At 56.3% G+C, this 21,274-nt stretch carries 19 protein-coding genes; 4 read left to right on the top strand and 15 right to left on the bottom strand.

Annotated features, from left to right (window positions below):
• Positions 1-116: 116 nt before the first annotated feature.
• The 3 genes from PEL01S_RS08270 to PEL01S_RS08260 all read left to right on the top strand — a co-directional run bounded on the left by PEL01S_RS08270 (position 117) and on the right by PEL01S_RS08260 (position 3,517).
• Positions 117-467 (top strand): phasin family protein, encoded by a 351-nt coding sequence (locus PEL01S_RS08270; RefSeq protein WP_010497392.1) that lies wholly within the window; start codon positions 117-119, stop codon positions 465-467.
• The gene (locus tag PEL01S_RS08265) at positions 464-2,143 is read left to right on the top strand and encodes an ABC1 kinase family protein (RefSeq protein WP_127459990.1); all 1,680 of its coding nucleotides are present in this window, start codon (positions 464-466) and stop codon (positions 2,141-2,143) included. The genes PEL01S_RS08270 and PEL01S_RS08265 overlap by 4 nt, the downstream gene beginning before the upstream one ends.
• A gap of 201 nt (positions 2,144-2,344) precedes the next feature.
• On the top strand, positions 2,345-3,517 hold the full coding sequence (locus tag PEL01S_RS08260; RefSeq protein ID WP_174806916.1) for a winged helix DNA-binding domain-containing protein: 1,173 nt from the start codon (positions 2,345-2,347) through the stop codon (positions 3,515-3,517).
• 99 nt (positions 3,518-3,616) lie between these two features.
• Here the strand turns inward: PEL01S_RS08260 and PEL01S_RS08255 are convergent, their stop codons facing one another.
• The 5 genes from PEL01S_RS08255 to PEL01S_RS08235 all read right to left on the bottom strand — a co-directional run bounded on the left by PEL01S_RS08255 (position 3,617) and on the right by PEL01S_RS08235 (position 9,163).
• A complete protein-coding gene (locus tag PEL01S_RS08255) occupies positions 3,617-4,480 on the bottom strand; it encodes an NAD(P)-dependent oxidoreductase (RefSeq protein ID WP_010497388.1) in 864 nt (287 codons plus the stop codon).
• A gap of 322 nt (positions 4,481-4,802) precedes the next feature.
• On the bottom strand, positions 4,803-5,381 hold the full coding sequence (locus PEL01S_RS08250; protein WP_063184722.1) for a TetR/AcrR family transcriptional regulator: 579 nt from the start codon (positions 5,379-5,381) through the stop codon (positions 4,803-4,805).
• A 204-nt stretch (positions 5,382-5,585) separates the two neighbouring features.
• The gene (locus PEL01S_RS08245; RefSeq protein WP_127459989.1) at positions 5,586-6,968 is read right to left on the bottom strand and encodes an MFS transporter; all 1,383 of its coding nucleotides are present in this window, start codon (positions 6,966-6,968) and stop codon (positions 5,586-5,588) included.
• Positions 6,969-7,219: 251 nt separating this feature from the next.
• A complete protein-coding gene (locus tag PEL01S_RS35545; protein ID WP_275587223.1) occupies positions 7,220-8,590 on the bottom strand; it encodes a M23 family metallopeptidase in 1,371 nt (456 codons plus the stop codon).
• Positions 8,591-8,722: 132 nt separating this feature from the next.
• On the bottom strand, positions 8,723-9,163 hold the full coding sequence (locus PEL01S_RS08235; RefSeq protein WP_127459987.1) for a Dps family protein: 441 nt from the start codon (positions 9,161-9,163) through the stop codon (positions 8,723-8,725).
• A 308-nt stretch (positions 9,164-9,471) separates the two neighbouring features.
• On the opposite strand from PEL01S_RS08235, the gene PEL01S_RS08230 reads away from it, so the two are divergent.
• Complete coding sequence (locus tag PEL01S_RS08230) at positions 9,472-10,488, top strand: acyltransferase family protein (RefSeq protein WP_127459986.1); 1,017 nt, start codon at positions 9,472-9,474, stop codon at positions 10,486-10,488.
• 16 nt (positions 10,489-10,504) lie between these two features.
• On the opposite strand, the gene PEL01S_RS08225 is transcribed toward PEL01S_RS08230, so the two are convergent.
• The 10 genes from PEL01S_RS08225 to PEL01S_RS08180 all read right to left on the bottom strand — a co-directional run bounded on the left by PEL01S_RS08225 (position 10,505) and on the right by PEL01S_RS08180 (position 21,219).
• Positions 10,505-11,287 carry an ABC transporter ATP-binding protein gene (locus PEL01S_RS08225; RefSeq protein ID WP_127459985.1) on the bottom strand — a complete coding sequence of 261 codons (783 nt, stop codon included), beginning with the start codon at positions 11,285-11,287 and terminating at the stop codon, positions 10,505-10,507.
• A gap of 41 nt (positions 11,288-11,328) precedes the next feature.
• The gene (locus PEL01S_RS08220) at positions 11,329-12,183 is read right to left on the bottom strand and encodes an ATP-binding cassette domain-containing protein (protein ID WP_127459984.1); all 855 of its coding nucleotides are present in this window, start codon (positions 12,181-12,183) and stop codon (positions 11,329-11,331) included.
• A gap of 22 nt (positions 12,184-12,205) precedes the next feature.
• Positions 12,206-13,078 carry a nickel transporter permease gene (gene nikC, locus PEL01S_RS08215; RefSeq protein ID WP_127459983.1) on the bottom strand — a complete coding sequence of 291 codons (873 nt, stop codon included), beginning with the start codon at positions 13,076-13,078 and terminating at the stop codon, positions 12,206-12,208.
• Complete coding sequence (gene nikB / locus PEL01S_RS08210; protein WP_127459982.1) at positions 13,075-14,025, bottom strand: nickel ABC transporter permease; 951 nt, start codon at positions 14,023-14,025, stop codon at positions 13,075-13,077. The genes nikC and nikB overlap by 4 nt, the downstream gene beginning before the upstream one ends.
• A gap of 2 nt (positions 14,026-14,027) precedes the next feature.
• The gene (gene nikA / locus PEL01S_RS08205; RefSeq protein WP_127459981.1) at positions 14,028-15,647 is read right to left on the bottom strand and encodes a nickel ABC transporter substrate-binding protein; all 1,620 of its coding nucleotides are present in this window, start codon (positions 15,645-15,647) and stop codon (positions 14,028-14,030) included.
• Positions 15,648-15,735: 88 nt separating this feature from the next.
• Positions 15,736-16,587, bottom strand: a complete 852-nt coding sequence (locus PEL01S_RS08200) for a DMT family transporter (protein WP_063184675.1) — start codon at positions 16,585-16,587, stop codon at positions 15,736-15,738.
• Positions 16,584-17,903 carry an opine metallophore biosynthesis dehydrogenase gene (locus PEL01S_RS08195; protein ID WP_127459980.1) on the bottom strand — a complete coding sequence of 440 codons (1,320 nt, stop codon included), beginning with the start codon at positions 17,901-17,903 and terminating at the stop codon, positions 16,584-16,586. Before PEL01S_RS08195 ends, PEL01S_RS08200 begins: the two co-directional genes overlap by 4 nt.
• Positions 17,897-18,703: a class I SAM-dependent methyltransferase gene (locus PEL01S_RS08190; RefSeq protein ID WP_127459979.1), complete on the bottom strand. Its 807-nt coding sequence runs from the start codon at positions 18,701-18,703 to the stop codon at positions 17,897-17,899. Before PEL01S_RS08190 ends, PEL01S_RS08195 begins: the two co-directional genes overlap by 7 nt.
• A 364-nt stretch (positions 18,704-19,067) precedes the next feature.
• Positions 19,068-20,021 (bottom strand): ABC transporter substrate-binding protein, encoded by a 954-nt coding sequence (locus PEL01S_RS08185; RefSeq protein WP_127459978.1) that lies wholly within the window; start codon positions 20,019-20,021, stop codon positions 19,068-19,070.
• 220 nt (positions 20,022-20,241) lie between these two features.
• Positions 20,242-21,219, bottom strand: a complete 978-nt coding sequence (locus PEL01S_RS08180; RefSeq protein ID WP_127460046.1) for a helix-turn-helix transcriptional regulator — start codon at positions 21,217-21,219, stop codon at positions 20,242-20,244.
• Positions 21,220-21,274: the final 55 nt, after the last annotated feature.

Below are 21,274 nucleotides of genomic sequence, written 5' to 3'. Positions count from 1 at the left end.
TTTTTTTGATAATCCGTGCTCATCGGCGCAATTTATTTAGGCCCGGTGTCCGTTTTGGCGTTTGCGTTCCGCTATGATAAAATCACTCTATACGGATACGAACAGGAGGGACAGAGATGATTAGAGATTTGTTGGGAAAAGCGGTTTCGATGGGGCTGGGCTTTGCCGTGGTTAGCAAAGAGCAGGCGGAGAAATTCGTCGACGAGCTGGTCAAAAAAGGCGAGCTGAACAAGGCCGAGTCGGAGCAGTTCGTGGATGACCTGGTACGCAAAGGAGAGGAAGCCCAATCCACGCTTGAGGAGAAGGTGCGCGGCTACATGCGTCAGGCGCTTCATGAGATGAACTTGACGACCAAGGACGATTACGTCCGGCTGAATCAGCGCATCGGGGAGCTCGAGCGCCGCGTCGCCGAGCTGGAAGGCAAGCAGCCCGAAGCCGGCCAAACGTTACCTCCCGCAAGCTCATGAGTCTCGGACGGAAAATCCGGCACCTGCAGAGGTACCGCGACATTGCCAAAGCGTTTGCCCGCAACGGGCTCGGCTTCCTCGTCAAAGAGCTTGGACTGCCCGATCTGCTTGCGGGGACGCGTATCGGCTTGAATGAACGGCGGGAGGCCCGGTCGCGCAGCATCGGCGAGCGCATCCGGACGTTTCTGGAGGAGCTTGGCCCGACCTTCGTCAAAATCGGCCAAATCGCCAGCACGCGTCCCGACCTGCTGCCCGCTCATATTATCGACGAGCTCGTCAAGCTGCAGGACCGGGTTCCGCCCTTCCCTTTCGAGCAAGTGCGCGAAGTTCTCGAAAGCGAGTTCGGCGAGCCCTTCGAGAAGCTGTTCGCGGAATTTCTAGAGACGCCGATCGCCGCGGCTTCCATCGGGCAGGTCCATCTCGCCCGCCTGCATACGGGCGAGCCGGTCGCTGTCAAAATCCAGCGCCCGAACATTCGTTCCATTATTGAAACGGATCTTGAAATTTTGGACGATTTGGCCCGCCTGGCCGAGCATCGGCTCGACTGGGCGGCCAAATATCAGGTGCGCGACATGGTGTACGAGCTGTCCCAGTCGCTGCGCGCCGAGTTGGATTACACGAACGAAGGGCGCAGCGCGCAGCGGATGGCGAAGCCATTCGAGCGCGATTCGGATGTACATATACCAGCGATTTATTGGGATTATTCGAGCCGCAACGTGCTGACCATGGAGTATCTGGAAGGCGTAAAGCCTACCGAAACGGAGCGTCTGCAAGAGCTGGGGTACGATCCCAAAAAGCTGTCCGAAACGATTGCCCGGATCGTCTTCCAGCAAATTTTTGTGGAAGGCTTCTTTCATGCCGATCCGCATCCGGGCAACATTATCGTCCTCCCGGGCGGGGTGATCGGACTGATCGATTTCGGCATGGTTGGGCGTCTTACCCCGATGATGAAATACCATTTCGGCTCGCTTGTCATTGCCCTGCGGCGCAATAGCACAGACGGCGTCATCAAGGCGATTGAAGGCATCGGCATCATTCCCGACGATGTCGACATGGACTCCTTGCGCGCGGATGTGGACGAGCTGCGGGAGAAATACTACGACGTACCGCTCAGCCGCGTCAAGCTAGGCGAATCGGTCAACGACCTGCTGGCCGTCGCCTACGAACACCGTGTGCGCATTCCGGCCGACCTGACGCTGCTCGGCAAAGCGCTTCTCACGCTCGAAGGCGTCGTCACTTCGCTGGACCCGACGTTCAGCGTCATCAGCATTGCCGAGCCGTTCGGGCGGAAGCTGTTCGCCGAAAGGTTTAGTCCCCGCAATATGGCCGACAGCGTGTGGCATCAAGTAAGCGAGGCCGCCTCCCTGCTGACGGAAACGCCGATGAAGCTGCGCGAGCTGCTTGCGATGGTGAAGAAAGGCAGGCTTCGCTTTGAAATATCGATCGCCGAGTTGGATACCTTGATGCGAAAAATGGACCGCATCAGCAACCAGCTATCGTTTAGCATCGTTCTGCTCGCATTCAGCATTATTATGGTCGGTCTTATTATCGGCTCGTCGCTTGGCAGACAATCGACCTTCCTGTGGAATTTTCCCGTCATTGAAATCGGTTTCTGCGTCGCCGCGCTGATGTTTCTATGGCTGCTGCTGTCGATTTTCCGGTCGGGACGGTTTTGAGAATCGGATCGGCGCCCGTGATATGTTGTCCTTAGGCCGCCTCCTTGGGGTTGTTCGAGCTGCTCGAACGCTGTCCAGAGGGGGCGCTTTACATTTATTTAGCCATTTCAATACGGACATAATGCTGTCAGGATTGCCGGAGTATGATAGGAATTAAAAGATAGTACAGATTGATTGCGCTGTTAAGGAGGTCTTCATCTCGTGCAAACACAACCGCGGCCGGACGCCGCAAACGGCCCCCTCGGGGAAACCTCTCGTCCCGTCGTGCTTGGAGCCCGCACCTTGAACCGTGCCCTGCTCACACGCCAGCTGCTGCTGCAACGCGCGGACATGCCGGTTGCCGACGTGCTGGAGCATCTGGTCGGCATGCAGGCTCAAGCGCCCAACCCGCCCTATTTCGGGCTGTGGACGCGGCTGCGCGGGTTCCGTCAGGACGATCTGTCCCGTTTACTTCTGGACCGGCGTGCGGTTCGCATCGCGCTGATGCGGTCGACCATTCATCTGGTTACCGCCCGCGACAGCCTGTTCTTGCGTCCCTTGATGCAGTCCGTCTATGAACGCGGTCTCAGCGGCAGCTACGGACGGCGTCTGACGGGGCTTGATCTTGAAGCGGTCGCGGCGGCCGGCCGGATACTGGTCGAGGAACAGCCCCGGACACTCGGCGAGCTTGGCAAGCTGCTGCGCGAGCAGTGGCCCGACCGCGATCCCGCTGCGCTTGCCAACGCCGTACGCGCTTTGGTGCCGCTCGTTCAAGTCCCGCCGCGCGGCATCTGGGGCGACGGCGGTCAAGCCGCCCACACCTCTGCGGAAGCTTGGCTGGGGCAATCGTTAGCCACGGCTCCATCGCTGGAGGAGACGATTCTCCGCTACCTCACCGCATTCGGACCGGCCACGGTCAAGGACATGCAGGTGTGGTCGGGACTAACCCGGCTGCGCGAAACGATCGACCGGCTCCGGCCGCGTCTATCCGTTTACAAGAGCGAGGACGGCAGCGAGCTGTTCGATGTGCCGGGCGCGCCGCTCCCCGGTCCGGATACCCCGGCGCCGCCCCGCTTTCTCGGCGAGTTCGATAACATGCTCTTGTCCTATGCCGATCGAACGCGCATCCTGGCGGACGAGTACCGCCCCCTAGTTTGCACCGAGAACGGTATCGTTCGGGCCACCATCCTCGTCGACGGCTTCGTCCGGGGGATATGGAGGATCGTGCGCCAACGCCGTACCGTCACGCTGGTCATCGAGCCCTTCGAGCCGTTAACCAGGGAAGACTGCGGAGCCTTGGCTGAGGAAGGTCGCGGACTGCTCGACTTCGCCGCGGCGGACGCCGATGTCCGCAATATCCAATTCGTCTCGCCGGAGCTGCGAAGCCAGCCTTGAACACCAGTTACTCCGATATAAAAAAACGGCCTGCCGAAGCAACCGTTTTTTTTCATGACAACCCGAGTAGTACAAGGTTCGCGGTCAGCCTCTGCCTCTCTATCGAAGCACTTTGATAAGTGCGCCGAGCTCCTCATTTCCGTAACCCGCATCCAAGGCTTTCTTGAAAAGACCCATAGCGAAGGTTGGAAATTCCGAATTAATCCCGGCTTCGCGGGCTTGTTCCAAGAACAGTTTTACCGTTACCATGCAGGTATTGAGAGAGCTCTGAGGCTGATCGTACGTCTCGGTTTGAATAACTTCGCTTTCGTGTTTGACCATCTCCCCTATAACCGGAGATATTTCAGCGATCATGGAGCCGAACGAATCCACGCGAAGGCCGTCCGATTCCAGAATACGGGCCGCATGAAAAAATCCCAGCATCGAACCGAATAAGTAGGAAAGAAATGCCAGATCGGTCGAAGAGGCCGAACTAACCTTATCTCCCAAATACGGCACATTCCCGGCCAAACTCTTGAGAAACGGCTCACTCTTTTGGTACGCGCTGTACGTCCCCGATGTAAAAATGGTAGTGTCCGCCCTCCCCATCTGAGGCGGAGTAGCCGCGATGGCACCGTCCAGATAGTCGGCCCCCCGCTCACGTGCCCACGCTTCGTTGTCTCGTGCTTGTTGGGGACTTCCCGTGCTAAGCTGTACGAGGACTCGACCAGCAAGGGCCGGGGCAACTTCTTGGGTATCCAGAATGCTGTACGAAGTCTCGTAGTTTGCAACGCAGACGATCGTGACCGGGCTCGCACTTATCGCAGATGCCGCGCTATCAGCAAGCATCGCTCCTTCCCGGACCAATGGTTCAGCCTTGGCCGTCGTCCGGTTCCAGACGGTAACGCGGTGACCTTTTCGAAGCAGCGCCTGTACGAGGGCAGCGCCCATTGGCCCCAAGCCGATGACAGTTACATTACTCACATTGTTTCCTCCTTGTGATTAGCCGAGATCTTACCTCTTTTGAAAGTCGTTCTATGTAACAAACGATAAATGAGTACACCCGCCCCTAGATGAAGAACCTCCTTCTTTACTGCAAGCTATTCGGGGGACACCTCCGTGATGCAGTTCATTACATTTCATCGAAACGAAACAGTTCTGTTTAGTTTCATGTCAAAATAATACAGTACAGTTTTGTTTCGTGTCAACATGTTTTTTTCGGCAATAAAAAATCCCCCTTTTCATCTCATCGAACCCATTCGGATGATGATCAAAAGGGGGATTTGGCCTATATGGCTGCTTTTCTCTAAGCTTTTGCTTTTTCGAGATAGAAATCAATCAGATGTGCGGCGATTGTTTTAAGCTGGGCCGCAGGGCCCATAAAGCCATATATCGGCACTGACGATAAGGCACCGTTAATTACCAGCATCAGCTGATCGGTCAGGTTCTCGTCGCTCGCGCCTGCTTGCTGGCACAGGCGGGATAAGCGCATCCGAATTGCCCGATTGTACTCGACCGCCAGTAGATGTACGGGATGATCTTCTTCGGAAAACTCGGCGAGTGCATTCAAGAAATGACAGCCTCGGTGATATCCCGGCTCCAACAATTCCACTGTAGCATCAATCAACGCCAGCATCTGCTCTTTTGGCGATCCTGCATGCTCAGCGATCGCTTCGTCAAAGTGCTGCCAGTTGATATGATCCTGTGCCTCAAGATAGGCAACAACCAACTCATCTTTGGTTGTGAAATGACGGTATAGGGTTGCTTTACTAATACCGGCTTTCTCAACAATCGTATCTACACCGATGGAACGGATCCCTTCACGATAAAATAATTCGGAAGCGACATCCAAAATGTGTTGGCGTACGGAAGCGCGTGCAGCCATGTCGTTCACCTGTCCAATGCTCGTTATTTAGTCTTCACGCTATAAACAAAACAGTTCAGTATTTAGAAGTATATCATGTTCGCTTGCGGCAAGGAAGACTACTAGACGATACTAAAGTAAACAAAAGCGTCCCGCTTCGGGACGCTTGAAGGCTCGTATCGATTCGTTTTGCAGCAATCATCGCGGGCCATGTTCTCCGTTCGTTCACCCTTCCGCGACACGGCTTTTCCGAACGACCTTGCCGAACTGAAAAAAGTAGAAGGCCAGCGTCGCGAGATGCAAAATCGCGAGCACCATATAAATATTGCTGAATACGAACGCGTTGTGATTCAACGATATGTTCGCCGGATTCCATTGAAGCGAGGAACCGTGATCGACCATCTTGCTGTACAGGCCGGCGGCGAGAGCACCGGAGATAAAGTTCAGCAGCGAGAGCAGCCCCATCCCCACGCCGGTCTGGTCTTTAGGCAGCGTCCGGGAAATCGTGTTCGACAAAGCCACGACCATGAACGTCTGTCCAACGTTGCCTAAGATCAGGAAAATGGCAATGGCGATCGGCGAAATTCCCGCAAAGGTCGACAGCAGGACAAAGCAGCCGATCAGCAGCGCCGAAGCCGTGAAGTACAGAAACGGATTGCCTTTATCGTCCGCCAGCTTGCCGCCCGTTCTGCCCAGAAGCGCCGACGCGATGGCGGCCGGCACCATGCTGAAGCCAACCAATCCCGGAGCCAGACCGTTGACGAGGGATAAAAGCTGCGGGCTCAAAAAGGCAAGCGAATACCCGACCCCGTTCACAATAAAAGCGATCGCAAGCCCGTAAGAGTAGCTTTTATTGCGGAACAGCCCAGGTTGAACGAACGGTTCGGCCGCGGAACGAATGCGTACGATAAACAATCCTAGTGTAAGCAGTGCGCAGCCTGCAAGAAGCCAAGCCTCGTTTGTCACGGACAGGAGCACAAGCGCTACCGTTATAGCCAGCAGGCCACCGCCCAGCCAATCGATTTTCCCGGCCTTGCCCGGTTCGTCGTCAAGATACTTGCGATAGAACGGGAGCGTAAGCAGCGCCAAGATCGGCAGCAGGAACAGCCAGCGCCAATGAACGACACTGACGATCAAAGCGGAGGTTGTCGGCCCGAGCGCTCCGCCGAGCGCCAGCCCGGCAGCCACAATGCCCATAGCGCGGCCGCGCGTCTCCGGCGGGAAGTAGCGAATCGGGATGATCATGGCCGTTGCAGGCACGACCGAAGCCCCGGCGGCCTGCAAAATCCGGCCGAGGAGCACCATCCAATACGTTTGCGCGGCTAAACCGATCAGGGAACCTATCGCGAAGAAGATTAACCCGAACGTTAGCAAATTTTTGAGCTTATACTTATCGGCCAACTTCCCGTAGGTGACCGAGCCGATCGCGTAAATCAGCATATAGACCGATGAGACCCAACTGACTTGCGCAAGCGTGAGCCGGAACTCCGCCCCAATCTGCGGCAGCACGATGTTGAACATCGTCGCGCTCATGACAGAGATAACCAGTGTGAAAACGAGGATACGAATCACTTTCTCTCCTGTTTGCTGTTTAGCTGTCGTTTCCACTCTGACTCCCCCTTTCTGCTTGTCTTTATTTTGATAAGGTTTATTTTACAATGGTTGATGAATAAATAATAATATATGTTAATCTATGTATTTCATAACCTATGGTATATAAGAAGGTGACAGAAAGACGTGGCCTCCGACATATTATGGAAGCAATTCAGCCACGAACGATGTACAGCTGCTTTGCGAGTCCGGCGCATAGCTGCGGTGCCATTCACCGGACTTTTTCGGAAAGCAGCGGACTTGCTTGCTTAACGCGATTGGGGCTCCTGCTTCAGCCATTGAAACGGAGTCGCATTAAAGAACAGATTCGGGTTGACCGGAACGTTGTGCGCCCAGAACGTAAAATGCAGGTGCGGTCCCGTTGAGAATCCGGTCGAGCCCACCAGCCCGATAATATCTCCCCGTTTCACCCGGTCCCCTGTCTTTACCTGAAGCTTCGACAAGTGCGCGTACTGGGAAAACAAATTCATTCCATGATCGATATAGATCGTATTGCCCGTCAAATAGAAATTGTCCGCCAGCGCTACGATACCGTCATTCGCTGCTTTAATCGGGGTGCCTTCTTTGGCCGCCAAATCGATGGCCGTATGGGAGCTGGCAAACTTGCCGTTCACATAACGGGTATGACCGTATGGCGTCGTTAATATCCCTTCGATCGGCTGAATAAAGGGGTCGGAGAACAGAAACATGGGCTCCGACTTGCTTCGCGCGGCGTCGATTTTTTTCTGGTCGGCTTCGATTCGCTTCGTATCCTGACGCATGCTTTCCATCTGCTTCGATACTTTGAGGTGCTGCGTCTCGAACTTTTTATCCTTGATCTTCAGCGTCTGATCGCCGATCGGGTATGAGCCGGGCTTCGTCTTCATCGGCACCGGAAGATAAGTGAAATACCCGGCCTCGAACGGCCGCAGCTCATACGTCTTCCCCTGCCAAGCGACTTCGCCGGGCTGATCGTGCCGCACCAGCACGACGTCGCCGGGACTGGCCGTATCCGGCAGGAGCGTCCAAGCGGTATCCATCGCCTTCTTGGCTTGCTCGGGAGAAGCGTACAAAGCCGTTTCCCGGCTAATCCGCTGCTGACGCTGCTTTTCTTCCTGCAGCGCATCCTTCACCGCAGGCGTCACCTCGGCATGCCAGGTTTGTCCTCCGTCCGTCGTTACCAGCAGCGGATTGGCCAACTCCGTTCCGGCCGAGACAAGCGCCCAGCCGACCCGGTCGGTGACAAATTGCGACTGCTTCACCGGATAGTCTTTAGTCTGGTAAGCAATCGCCGTGAGCTTTTTGCCATCGGTTAGCGAAGCGCTCGGCCCGTTCGTATCGGATGCTGCTGCATCCGGGAGGCCCGGGGTCGGCGCCGTCCAATGGGCGCCTCCGTCCTCCGTCACGCTGCTTGTGCCATCCGTATAGCGAATCCGGCCTTTATCCAGATCGGTCATATGAAAATCGAGAATTTCGCGGCGGACCGGGGCTTGTTTTTCGGCAGCCTCCGGCGCAGCGCCCTTCCCGGACGTAAGCAGCCATGCAGGCGGCTCGCCGCCGTACGCGACCAGTACCACACAAGCGGCGGCAAGGGCCGTTCCGGCGAGCAAGTACCCTATCTTTTTGGAACGCGGCTTCATCGTTCTGATCTCCTCCAATACAGCTTCTTCCATATCTATGACTTCATCATACGATAGAAGCAAGCCGATTGTCCAAGCCGTGTACCGGCGGGCAGAGCCGCAGCACTGCGATCTTTGATCTTACCGCTTGAATTAATTGCCCAAAAACGCGTTCAGCATCCAGACGTGCTTTTCCAAACTCGAATGAATGGCCAACAGCAGATCTCCCGTCGTTTCGTCCTCCACGGACTCGGCGTATTTCATACCTGTTTTAAGCTCCGCGATGATCAGAGTAAAATCGTTCACCAGCGCCGCCACCATTTGCTCTGCGTTCTCCTCGCCTTCCGCCTCCCGAACCGAAGCGAGCCGTAGGCTTCCACTCATCGTCGCGACCGGCTTGCCGCCCAATGCCAGCAGCCGTTCGGCCAGCGCATCCACATGCAGCGCCGCTTCCGTATACAGCTCCTCGAATTTCGTATGCAGCGTGAAAAATTGAGGGCCTTTGACATACCAATGGTAATTATGCAACTTGACATACAGGACCGACCAGTTGGCGATTTGGTTGTTCAGCAGCACCGTTAATTGTTCATTCATGGATGATTCCTCCTCATGTTTTATATTTAGATTAGGTCTAAATTCATAATCTGATTGTAGCATCGCCCTGGCCTTCTTTCATGAAGAGAAGATGAGGATCGGATGAAGATTTGGTGAAGTTTGGCATCGTCACTTGGATTGAATTCCAGCGACTGCGAAATGTCTGTGATTTTAATCACCAACGAGCCGTGATCCTTCTCACTGCTCCGGCGCATCGAAAGAGGTATGCTCAAGACGAGGAGCCGGCAGCAGCCGCTCCACAGCGGCGAGAAAGCCGGCAGACACAGAACATATAGAGGTGACTTCCCGTGGGAAAGGCTTCCGTACCATCGCTTAACACTTATGCGCTTAATATGAAATTTTTGCTTATCGCTTGCGTCGTCACAGCCAACATCATCGAGCCGATGATTGATCGGAGCTCGCCGTTGTTCGCCCTTTACGAGACGATCTACTCGTTCCATATTCCGATGTTCGCTCTGGCGATGGGCTATTTTGCCAAAAGCTTCCGTCTCGACCGGCCCGGAATCGACGGGCTTTGCACGATTGCGTATCAATATGTGTTGTTCCAGACGCTCTACAGCTTGGCGGATATCGTCTTCTTTCAAGCCAAAGGCGTGATTCATTCGTTCTTCATGCCTTACTCGCTGCTCTGGTTCCTGCTCAGCCACTTGTGCTGGAGGTTGCTGCTGCGCGCGTTTGTTCATATGCGCCATCCGCTGATCATTTCGATACTGCTCGGCATCGCCGTCGGTTACCTCCCTTGGCCCGGGGCTTGGCTCAGCGTATCGCGGACACTCGTGTACTTTCCGTTCTTTCTGGCGGGATACTTCCTGCCGCAGCATTGGGAAACCATAGTCAAAAGGCTGCGTATGCCCACCGTCCTTCTCGGCATAGGCGTCATTTGCTTCTTCTGGCTGGGCGGACGAATCGATCCGCACTGGCTGTACGGCAGCTTCACCTACGCTGAGGCCGGTCATCCGGAATGGTACGCCGGAATATATCGCTTGGGGATGTACGGGGTGCAGGCGGCCGCTTCGATCGCTTTTTTGAGCTTGGTGCCTTGGGCGGCCGGCCGGATCACGGATTGGGGAAAACGGACGGGGTACGTCTTTCTGCTCCATGCCTTCATTCTGAAATCGCTGCTCGCGGCAGGGGTTTACGTCTACCTGCAAACCCCTTGGAGTCAAGGGCTGACGATTATCGCAGGGTTCGGCATCGTCTGGCTGCTGTCGCAGCCATGGGTCGAAGCCCATGCCAAACGATGGTTCGAGCCGGATATTACTTTCGTGAAGCGGCTTGTCCTTAAATCGCACGGAACCCCGTAATGACGGGGTTCTTTTTTTACTCACTCACCGCGTCCACCAGCCGTCTCGTATACTCGTCGCGGTCTGCATCCATGAGCTGACGGCTTGCGAACCGGTCCACGATTCGGCCGCCCTTCATGACGATAATGCGGTCGCTGACGGACTGAACGGCGGCGATATCGTGGGAGATGAACAAGCAGGTCATGCCGAGCTGCGCTTGCATCGTTTTTAGCAGCTGCAAAATTTGCGCCTGCACCGACACATCCAGGCTGGAGGTCGGCTCGTCGCAAATCAGCAGTTTCGGGCCGAGGCTGATTCCCCTGGCGATCGCCGCGCGCTGCCGCTGTCCCCCGCTCATCTCATGCGGATACCGGTCCAGAAAATCCGCGGACAAGCCCACCATCTCAAGCAGGCGGGCCGCTGCCGCCCGGCGGGAATGCCGCACCTGCGTCAGAAAAGACGGCGCAACCTGAGGGAAATTATCCAGAGGCTCGATGACCGACCGCCATATGGGCAAACGCTGATTGAGCGACGCCGTCGGGTCCTGAAAGACGACCTGCATATGCTGGCGGACCTCACGCAGCGCGCTGCCTTTAAGGGCGAGCAAGGAGCGTCCGGACAAGGTAATCTCTCCGCGGTCCGGCTGCTCCAGAGCAAGCAGGATGCGGGCCAGCGTGCTTTTGCCGCTGCCGCTTTCTCCGACCAGACCTAAGCATTCACCCTCCCCGATGTCAAAAGAAACGTCCTGCACGGCCGTTACGACGCTCCCGTTTTGAACAAACGTTTTGCTAAGCTGACGGACGTCCAACAGACGGTTCACCCGATCCACTCCTATTCTTTCAAGGTACGAGCTGCAATGGCTTAATCCGGCTCTGCGGCCCGGCCGGTACCGGGATCTCGCAGCAGAAGCGGACGCGATTCAAGCAGCAGCCGCGTGTAAGGATGCACCGCTTGGCGACGTATCGTGTCGGCCCGCCCACACTCGACGATTCGTCCGCCTTGCATTACGGCAACGGTATCGGCCCGCTTCAGCACAAGCCTCAGATCGTGCGAGATGAACAGAATCGCGCAGCCCGTCTGCCGCCGCAGCTTCGTCATCAGATCAAGCACCCGCTCCCCGGTCAGCACGTCCAGCGCCGTTGTCGGCTCGTCGGCAATCAACAGCTTCGGCTGCAGCAGCATCGCGGCCGCAAGCGCCGCACGCTGGCGTTGTCCGCCGCTGAGCTGGAACGGATAGCTGCCGAAGACGCGCTCCGCAGGCAGATCGACCTCATTCAGCCAATGCAGCGCAAGCTCCTTCGCTTCGCCGTAAGTTATCCGGACGTGGCTTCGCACCGCCTCAACGAGCTGCTTGCCCACCTTCATGAACGGCGTGAAGCTCCCTTGGTAATCCTGGAACACAAGAGCTATTTCTTTGCCACGAAGCCGCCGCTTTCGCTTGTCCGGCCACGCCGAAATCTCTTCGCCCCGAAACCGGATTCGGCCCTCGCCGATGCGAAGAGAGCTCGGCAGTAGGCCCAGCACGGCGCCCGCCGTTACGCTCTTGCCGCTGCCGCTTTCCCCGACCAGCGCCAGCATCTCCCCCGGCCGGATGGCGAGACTCAGATCGCGAACCAGCGGCTGCCGCGCTTGTCCCCGAACAGCATCGACGGTCAAGCGCTCCAGCTCCAGCACCGGCTCAGAAAGCTTTCCGGCGCCGTCCGCCCATTCCTTCATGCTCACCTCTCCCCTTTCGCTTTTATTGGCTCCGAATGTCCAGCAGATCCCGAAGCCCTTCGCCGATCAGGTTACACGCAACGACCACCAGCAAAATCGCCATGCCCGGGTAGATCATCAGCTCCGGCGCCGTCTGGAAATATGCCCGTCCGTCGTTCAGCATCACTCCCCACTCGGGTGCGGGAGGCTGCGCGCCAAGCCCCAGATAGGACAGCGAGGAAATGGTCAACATGATTTTGCCGACATCCAGCGCAGCCAGCACGAGAACCGGCGAAAGCGCGTGCGGCAGCAAATGCAGCCCGATCACCTTCCATGTACCACTTCCCCCGACTCGCGCCGCAAGCACATACTCTTTCTCCCGTTCGGACAGGACAATGCTGCGGACGACGCGGGCGTAGCCCATCCATTTGACCAGTACGACGGACAGCATCAGATTGCTCAGACTCGGGCCGAGAAAACCGGTCAAGGCAATCGCCAAAATAAACTCAGGCAAAGCGCCCATCCCGTCTACCAGCCGCATCAGCAGCGCATCGACGCGCCCTCCGACATACCCGGACCATAGCCCCAACGGCAGTCCGATCAGGGCGACCGTCAGGACGACGAGCCCCGTAAAGCCAAGGGTTGTCCGAGCCCCGGCGACAAGCCTCGAAAAAATGCAGCGCCCCAAATGGTCCGTCCCCAGCGGATACTGTAAGCTGGCCGGCTTCAGCCGCTCCGCCATTTTCACGGTCAGCGGATCGTTCGGCACGATATAAGGACCCAGTAAAATAATCAAAAGAAGTACGGCCAGCAGTCCGATGCCCACGGCGGCCATCGGATCGCGCAGCATACGCCGCCATGCGCTTCTCCGGGCCATAAAATGCCGGGAAGCCAAGGTTGTTGGTGCCGCGTTCATGTCAGCCCCGCCTTTCCGTAGCGGATTCGGGGGTCAAGAATGGTGTAGGTCAGATCGACCAGCAGATTCACCAGTACGACAAAAACTCCCGTCAGCAGGACGTACCCTTGAATGACCGGATAATCGCGCTGAAAAATAGCCTCCACCGCCATGCTTCCGAGCCCGGGCCAGGAAAACAGCATCTCAGTGACGACCGACCCGGTCAGCAGGTTGCCGATGCTCATCCCGAATACGGTGACGACCGGCATGAGCGCCGCGCGCATCGCATGATTGACCATAATTTTCCACTCCGCGATCCCTCTCGCCCGCGCTGCCCGAATGTACTCTTGTGACAAGCTTTCGAGCAGCCCTGCCCGGAGCAGCCGGGCATACACCGCGGCCATGGAAAAGCCGAGCGTGATCGAGGGCAAAATTTGATACGCAAAGCCCCCCTTGCCCATCGATGGCAGCCATTGCAGCTTGAACGCAAAAGCATAAATCAGCAGCAACCCCATCCAGAAGCTGGGAACGGAAGCGCCGATCAGCGCAAAAATCCGCCCGGCTTGGTCCGGCCAGCGGCCGGGATACCGGGCTGCAAGCAAGCCAAGCGGCGCGGCGATCAGCACCATGACGGCGAGACCGCCCGCGGTCAATTGAGCGGTCGTCGGCAGCCGCTGCACGATCTCCTCGAGCACCGGCTTTCCTTTAATATAGGAATGGCCGAGATCGAGCCGCAGCAGATTCAGCATCCACCGGCCGTACTGCTCGTAAAGCGGCCGGTCGAAGCCGAGCTCCTCGCGCACCCGGGCTTCGTCGGCTTTCGTCACGGACAGTTCGTCCGAGTTCAGAATGGACAGCACCGGGTCGCCCGGCGCCAGCTTCATCAACGCAAATGTCACGAAGGACAGCAGAAGCAGCACGAATATCAATTGCAGCAAGCGCGTCCTGACCAGCTTCCACAGAACCATTTTTACTTCACATCCATTTGATTCGTCACGATATAGTACTCCTCAGCCCCTGGCTTCCAATTGGACACCCGCTTGTTAACGCCCACGACAATATTGGGGTAAACGGCATAGGACTGCGGAAGCTCCCGTTTAATGACGCCCACCGCCTCCTGCGTGAGCTGAACCCGCTTCCCGATGTCGCCCGCGGCGTTCAACCGGCCGATAACCTCCTTCAGGTCGGGAGAGTCCAGACCGGCCGCATTAAGCGCCCCGCCGGGCATGAAGGCGGAATTCAAAAAGAAGCCCCCGTCCCCGCGGGGAGCCGTCGAATTGCTGTATGTCGCCAAGTCCCAGTCCTTGTTCTCGCGCAAATACGTATCTACGTTCTCGACCGTTTTGATATTCATCGTCACGCCGGCCGCCGCCGCGTCCGATTGCAGCAGTTGGGCGATCAGCGGCAGTTCTGGACGGCCTTTATACGTGATGAGCTCCAGCGTAAGCGGCTGACCGTCCTTCGCCAGCTTCCCGTCCGCGCCCGCCTGGAAGCCCGCTTCCTCCAGCAGCTTTTTGGCCCTGGCCGGGTCCGGCTTTTGCACCGGGTCCTTGCTTCCGAAGGGCAGGCTCGAATTGAACGGCCCGTTGGCCGGGACAGCATGTCCGAGCATGACGTCCTTGGCTATACTTTCGCGATTAAGCAGCAGATCGATCGCTTTTCTTACTTTAAAATCCTGCATCAGCGGTTTCTTCTGGTTATACAGCAGGAAGTGAACGCGCAGACCTGCCACGGACTCCACCCGAAGCCGGCTGTCCTTTTCGAGCGAGCCTACAGATTCCGCCGGAATATGGTAAGCGATGTCCGCTTCTCCGGACTGAAGCGCAAGCACCCTGACGTTGGCGTCCTCGTTGAATTTCACGGTCACCTCGTTTAGCTTGGCCTTGCCATCCCAATAGCCTTCGTACCGCTCCAGCGCAATCTCGATATTCGGCTTAAACTGCTTCACTTGAAACGGCCCCGTTCCTACAGGGGCAAGGTTGAACGCGTCCTTGCCCAGCTTCTTCTCCGCTTCTACGCTAATGACGGCAGCGGACGGATTGACCAATTCGGACGGGAACGACGGCGAAGGCTCGGTCGTCACGACCGTCAGCTCCTGACCGCTCGCTTCCATGGAAGCGATCTTCAGCGCGGAGGCCAGCGACTTGCTGGCGGCAACGCCACGCTCGAACGACGCTTTTACCGCCGCCGCATCCAGCTTCGTCCCGTCCTGGAACGTGACGCTATCCCGGATCGTAAACACCCAGGTCCGCTCATCCTTCGTCGTCCACTTTACCGCAAGCCACGGCTTCACCTCCAGCTTCTCATCCATGCGCACGAGCGTTTCCGTGACACCCATCCGCAGCGGAATGGCTCCATTGTGCGGGTCGAGGCTGCCGCTCTTGAAATTATAGAGAAGCGTCAGCTTCTTGGCCTCGCCTGCCGCGCCCGCTTTCTCCGCACCGTCGGCGGCCTTCGTTCCGCTTGCCCCTGCCCCGCCGTCCGGGCCATTCCCTCCCGAACTGCAAGCCGTCATTGCCATGAGCAAGCAGAGCAGCGCTATGTATAAGTATGGTTTCGTACGGATTGCACTCCAAACCGTTGATTGCATGAACTTTAAACATCCTCTCGGCCAATTATTTGTAATAATTACTATAGTAATATTTACTATTAATAAGTACCATATGTCGTGTCCTGCGTCAATATGCTTTGGATTGCGACCGCTTTTGCCTTGACAGCGCGATGCAGGCGGTCACGATCAGAACGCCGCCTGCAAACGTGAGCAGGTCCGGCACCTCCATCCAGAACAAAAACCCCCACATGGCGTTAAACACAATGCCGATATAGCGGGTGACTTCGACAACGGCGGCATTTTCGTGCGTAAAAGCTTTCGTCAAAAACAATTGTCCGAGCAAAGAAACGACTCCGATGCTGATCAGGTACAGCCAATCGAGCGCGGAAGGCACGACAAAATCGTTCCACATCAGCGGCACCGACACCAGCGTTGCCGTCGCCAAAAAATAAAAAACGATTTCGTACGTATGATGCTTTTGGCTGAGCATCCGGATGCTGACGGCGGCCCCCGCCGCAAAGAAGGCGCTAAGCAAGCCGACAAGCGCGTCCGAAGAATACGACGAGAACTGAAACGGCTTGATCAATAGCATCGCGCCGAGAATCGCCACCGGAAGGACGGTTAGCGCTCTCCGGGATAATTTTTCTTTCAGAACCAACACGGCAAGCGCCAGCACGAAAAAGGGAGACAAATGCGCCAGAATGCTCGCATCCGTCAGCGGGATTTTCGAAATCGTGTAAAAATACGCGAGCAAATAAAGCGCGCCGAGCACGCCCCGCGTCACCAGCAGCGGAATGCCTTCCCGGGAAAACGGCACCTTGCTGTAGCGCATCATGCCATAAATGATCGCCGTCCCGATGATGCTGCGGAAAAACGCCACCTCCGCGGAAGGGATCGTTACGCTGGCCGCCTTCACAAGAGCGTTCATGACGCTGAATACGAGAGATGAGAAAATCGCGAGCAGAACACCGTTTTTCATAGGCCTCTCCTCATTTCGCGCCATACCGCTTCCACGTCCCCGGAGGTCGTATCCCGGAGCAGTCCCGGATGCACGAGGTCCGCGCCTTTCTCCCGGACAAACGCGTCCAGCCTCGCCTCAAAGCGTTTGATCAAAGCCGAAGCTTGCGGCATGGCGATGTTCGCTTTTTGCGCCAGCCCGCAGATCAGCTTCAACTTTTTGTAATCCTCCAGTGGAATTCTCGGAATCATCCACTTCCCGTTCCCGTCCTGATAAGCTTGCTTATAAGGAACGGCGGAGAAGTCAAAATAACGGCCGTTCTCGTCCGGAACGGAAAACGGATCGATCAGGATGGACGCGTACCGGACGTAGAGCAGGTATTCCTGCTTCACGGGCTCCCATTCCGTGAAACGGTCGATCTCGTCCCGGGATAGCGTCGCTTCGTGCACCGGATAATTATCGTCATTGAGAAACCGGAGCAGGTTCACCGGCTCTGCCCCAAGCGAGCGAAGCCATTCGGAAATTTCTCTCCACAGCCGCACCATCGTCCGGATCGCATCCGGCGTAATCGGTCCTTCCGGGTAAAGCTTGTACATGCTCTTCTTCGAGATCCCGCTTCCCAAAATTTCATCGAGCGAAAAATCATTCATGAACAACGGAGGATGCACATACGTCGTAACGCTTCGACTTTCCGCCTCAATCGAGCGGCCCGCCACGCCGCATTGTACGCCGAGGCTTTCGACAAAACGCTTCACGTCCCGGACGGCCATACTGTCCGGCTTGTCGGAGGCGATGCTGATTCGTTTTTTGTAAGCTTTGGTCCGGGCGGCTCTGAAGCTGCCGGGCTCGAACTTCGTCGCAGCATAATACGTCGATAGGCTGATCACGTCGATCCGGTCCTTCGATGCGCCAAGCAGACTTTGCACCAGCAGGTTCGAGCCCATGCCCGGGGAGAGCAGCACTATCGTTTTAAGACGGGTTAAGGAATCCGGCTGCAGAGCACGAAGGACATCGTTGTAGGCGTCGCTTGGCGTGCACAGGAACAGGGTGTCCCATAGATCGTCAGGCCGGTCGCAGCCTTCGTACCAGTCCGTGATGCTAGCCTGTATGCGATATGGATCGGTTGATGCGGTCTGTACGCTGGAGACAAGCGTAAACTTGCTGCACTCCAGTTCCTGCGCAAGCTGCGTCGTATGCGGGCCCCGCCGGTTCATCAGCCCGAGCAGACCGCACCATCCGCCATGGGCAAGATGAACTGCGGTATGGACGGCGGCCGGGCCCGCCCCGACGATTAGCGTATGCCCGAACGGCATCGGCGTATAGGAACCGCTCAGCATGGCATCCGCTTCCTTTCGCATTTTTCCAAGACCGCATAGTCGTAGATGGCATTGCTCCGGCCTCGGTAGATTGGCTTCCATCCTTCCACTGCGCCTGTATCGAACGGGTAATTAAAAATCGACTTCAACCCGTTCCCGTATCTGACGATGACTTTCGCCCGGTTATGTATCGTTTCTTGCAGCTCGGTAAGCACCTCCTGCTTATTCTTGACCAGAGAGGCGACAATAATATGGGTCGCCTCTTTCGTAAAACGCAGCTCTCGCGAGCTCTGATTCGAAAACCGCACCTTCGAAGCCAGCCCGGACGCCTTGGCCGCATGCTTCGCGAGATGGACCGCATGCGGATCGATATCCAGGCCCATGACTTCCGCTCCGATGCTCTTCGCAATCGTCAGCGCCGAGACAGGCAACGCGCCCGCTCCGATAAAAAGCACCTTCGACGACGGGCCGATATGCAAACGCTCAAGCTCGCTTGCGACGCTGCGGGACAGAAGGCCAATATACTCGCTAATATCCGCTCGCCGGTTCAGCAAGCACTCCGACTGATATTTCTCCATATCGCAGAGCGCCTTGACCGAGCTTTCCCTTAACTTCTCCGCATATTCCCTGATTTCGTCATGATGCTCCCATTCGCTCCATCGCGCTTCGTTCTCTTCGCGGGCGATAAACCGGCAAAGCTCGTCCAGCTTCGTCTGAAGCTGCTCGAAGCATTCCAGGCACGTCTTGGAATACTCGGTCAATTCGCAGATTTCGTATTCGAGCAGCTTCAAGGCAAGCAAGAACATGTATTTCTCCTTCATCTCACCACTCCATTTAATAGTAATATTTACGATTTAAAGCCATTCTACTAGTCGTCGGTTCCCCTGTCAAGCGGTTTCTATGTTCGAAAACCTTTACACACGATAAAAAAGGAACCACAATTGTGGCCCCAGAGTGTTGAGAAAGTGGTCTTCACTAATACAGAGGAACATACGGAGGTGGGGTATCCACTGGAGAAGCGATAGCAGCCGCCTTTGTCTTCGGGAAATGTCCGCACTAAGCAGCTTCCAATCAAATTTCCCGAAGACAAGAGTGGTCGGAAGTGGATACTCCACCCCCTCGTAACCTCTATTATCCCCATTTGACCACCTTCTCGACAAGCTAAAGAGCCACAATGGTAGCCCCTTACCGATTCCCCATTGCCTTCATCACTTCTTCGATCGCGATCATTTTGCCAAGCGGCATCGGACCGAGAATGGACGTATCCTCGATATAGTAGACTTGATTGCTTTTGGGAGCTTTCATGCCGTTCCAGATCGCGTTGTCCTTCAGCGTTTCCTTGACGCCCTGCTTAATCGGCGCAGCATAGTTGTTGACGATAAAAATATGATCCGGATTCATCGTCGCCAGCGTTTCGAGGGACAAGGACCCGCCCTTTTCGTTACCGGGCACCGGCTTCAGCCCAAGCTCCTTGTAAAAGTCGGCGACGCGTTGCTCGTTGAAGGTGATGAATTCTTTCCCGCCGTACATCGCGAACAAAACTGTCTCCTCACTGCGGCCCGCCAGCTTCGCTTTGTATTCCTTCGCCTTGCGGTTAAATTCGGCCAAGAAAGCCGCCGCCTTCTCCTCCTTCCCGATGGCTCCGGCAATCAACTGCAGCGTCCCTTTCCAACCCTCCGTATACGGAAAAATTACCGTCGGCGCGATTTGGCTGAGCTGGTCGTATTTATCGGCCATATCGTCGGAGGCGATAATGAGATCCGGCTGCGAGGCGAGCAGCCTTTCCATGCTCACTTCTTTACCCAAATCGATCACGGGCTTCCCATCGAGCTTTTTCTGTAAATTCGGGAAGCTGCTCATCATCGTCATCCCTTGAGCGGCCACGGGTATTTCATCCAAGACGACCAAGTCGTCGACAAAAGAGACATAAGGCGCCGCGATTTTTACCGGCCGCTCCTTGATCACCGTTTCCCCTTTCATATGCTTGATCGTCCGCGGAAAAGAAGCTTGCGCCGCCGTCCCCTCGGACTTTTTCCGATCCCCCGAAGCGCCTGCTCCCGGGTCGTTTGCCGTACATCCGGCAATCATCCCTGCCATCGCAATCAGAAGCAGAAGCGATAACCAAATTCGTCTGTGCATGTTTTTTAGGCCCTCCTTTTGTTTTCGCCGCCGCTCCTTACAGAGCTCTCGAGTTAATTGATAACGATACTCATTATCAACAAATGGTATGCTACCGTATCCACGTCCGCTCATCCACCCCTGCACGGATTTTTCCCGCGGTTGGCGGGATTTTTAAACGCAACAAAAACCGCCAAAGGAATTTCCTCTGGCGGTTCGGCGGTCGAACTCGGAAGACCTGCTACTTGCGGACAAGCTCACCGGGATTGAACCCGTATTTCTCGCGGAACACTTCGGCAAAATGGCTCGGATTCGAATAGCCGACGACGCAGGCGGCCTGATTCACGTTGACCTGCCCCTTTTGCAGCAGCAGGAGCGCTTTCTCCAGCCTCTTCTCCCGCAAATAGCTGAATACCGTGTTCCCGTACACTTCCTTGAACCCGATTTTCAGCTTAAAGTCGTTGAGACCGACCGTTCGGGACAGCTCCAACAGCGAAGGCGGACTATCCATGCGGTGCAGCAGCACTTCCCTTGCCTGACGTATTTTCTCCAGATCGTTCTTGCTCAGCTTCGACCGAATATGCTTATCGTCGGGCTCGCGGTCCCACAGCAGCGTATGAAACGACAGGGAAAGCAGCTCCAGCGCCTTGCTTTCCATATAAATTTTGCGCGTCTCGTTCGAGAAGGAAGCGTCCAGCATCTGCTGCAGGATGACGGAAGCCGCGGGCTCGATCGTCTGCTCGAACAGGCGAAACGAACGGCGGTCGACCAGCTTGGCAAAATAGACGGAGCGCTTCCCTTCAAAATCTTCCATAAAACGGTCGAACGTCGCGACTGGAATCCCGATACCAACCGCAAGCATCGGCTGATTCCCGTCGAAGTCAAACTGCGCGTGAAACCGGTCCACCAACTGCAGCGTGCAGCGGTTCGCGCGAAATTCATGCCTCGTGCCGGAAATGTTCAGCTCCCGCTTCCCTTGCAGGCAAAAGCTAAGCTCGACCATCGCCGAATCCGTGCGCACCTGTAATTGCCGGTTTCGCGAAAGCGTATAATCCGAAATGACGATCTCCAAATCCGGACGCGGCACGAACCGGCGCAGCGCGCCCTCTCCGGCATGACGCGGAACGGGCAGTTGCTCGGTCCGGTCGGCATAACGGCGCGACAATTGAAATCCGTCGAAAAACGCATTATATATTTGATGAAAATCCTCAGCCATCATCGTTAGCACCTGAATCCTCTCACTCCGTAGTCGTTCATCCCTCCTCTTAAATGAT

This window comes from Paenibacillus elgii NBRC 100335 (assembly GCF_004000865.1).
Lineage (GTDB): Bacteria > Bacillota > Bacilli > Paenibacillales > NBRC-103111 > Paenibacillus_G > Paenibacillus_G elgii.
This window is presented reverse-complemented; position numbering and strand designations above follow the sequence as displayed.

Excerpts from the sequence above, each read along its gene's own strand:
- PEL01S_RS08195 (WP_127459980.1), bottom strand. The coding sequence starts at position 17,903 with ATGCTGAGCGGTTCCTATACGCCGATGCCGTTCGGGCATACGCTAATC.
- PEL01S_RS35545 (WP_275587223.1), bottom strand. The coding sequence starts at position 8,590 with ATGAAGCCGCGTTCCAAAAAGATAGGGTACTTGCTCGCCGGAACGGCC.
- PEL01S_RS08235 (WP_127459987.1), bottom strand. The coding sequence starts at position 9,163 with ATGAATGAACAATTAACGGTGCTGCTGAACAACCAAATCGCCAACTGG.
- nikB (WP_127459982.1), bottom strand. The coding sequence starts at position 14,025 with ATGGTTCTGTGGAAGCTGGTCAGGACGCGCTTGCTGCAATTGATATTC.
- PEL01S_RS08270 (WP_010497392.1), top strand. The coding sequence starts at position 117 with ATGATTAGAGATTTGTTGGGAAAAGCGGTTTCGATGGGGCTGGGCTTT.
- PEL01S_RS08200 (WP_063184675.1), bottom strand. The coding sequence starts at position 16,587 with ATGAAAAACGGTGTTCTGCTCGCGATTTTCTCATCTCTCGTATTCAGC.
- nikC (WP_127459983.1), bottom strand. The coding sequence starts at position 13,078 with ATGAACGCGGCACCAACAACCTTGGCTTCCCGGCATTTTATGGCCCGG.
- nikA (WP_127459981.1), bottom strand. The coding sequence starts at position 15,647 with ATGCAATCAACGGTTTGGAGTGCAATCCGTACGAAACCATACTTATAC.
- PEL01S_RS08220 (WP_127459984.1), bottom strand. The coding sequence starts at position 12,183 with ATGAAGGAATGGGCGGACGGCGCCGGAAAGCTTTCTGAGCCGGTGCTG.
- PEL01S_RS08190 (WP_127459979.1), bottom strand. The coding sequence starts at position 18,703 with ATGAAGGAGAAATACATGTTCTTGCTTGCCTTGAAGCTGCTCGAATAC.
- PEL01S_RS08180 (WP_127460046.1), bottom strand. The coding sequence starts at position 21,219 with ATGATGGCTGAGGATTTTCATCAAATATATAATGCGTTTTTCGACGGA.
- PEL01S_RS08250 (WP_063184722.1), bottom strand. The coding sequence starts at position 5,381 with ATGGCTGCACGCGCTTCCGTACGCCAACACATTTTGGATGTCGCTTCC.
- PEL01S_RS08265 (WP_127459990.1), top strand. The coding sequence starts at position 464 with ATGAGTCTCGGACGGAAAATCCGGCACCTGCAGAGGTACCGCGACATT.
- PEL01S_RS08185 (WP_127459978.1), bottom strand. The coding sequence starts at position 20,021 with ATGCACAGACGAATTTGGTTATCGCTTCTGCTTCTGATTGCGATGGCA.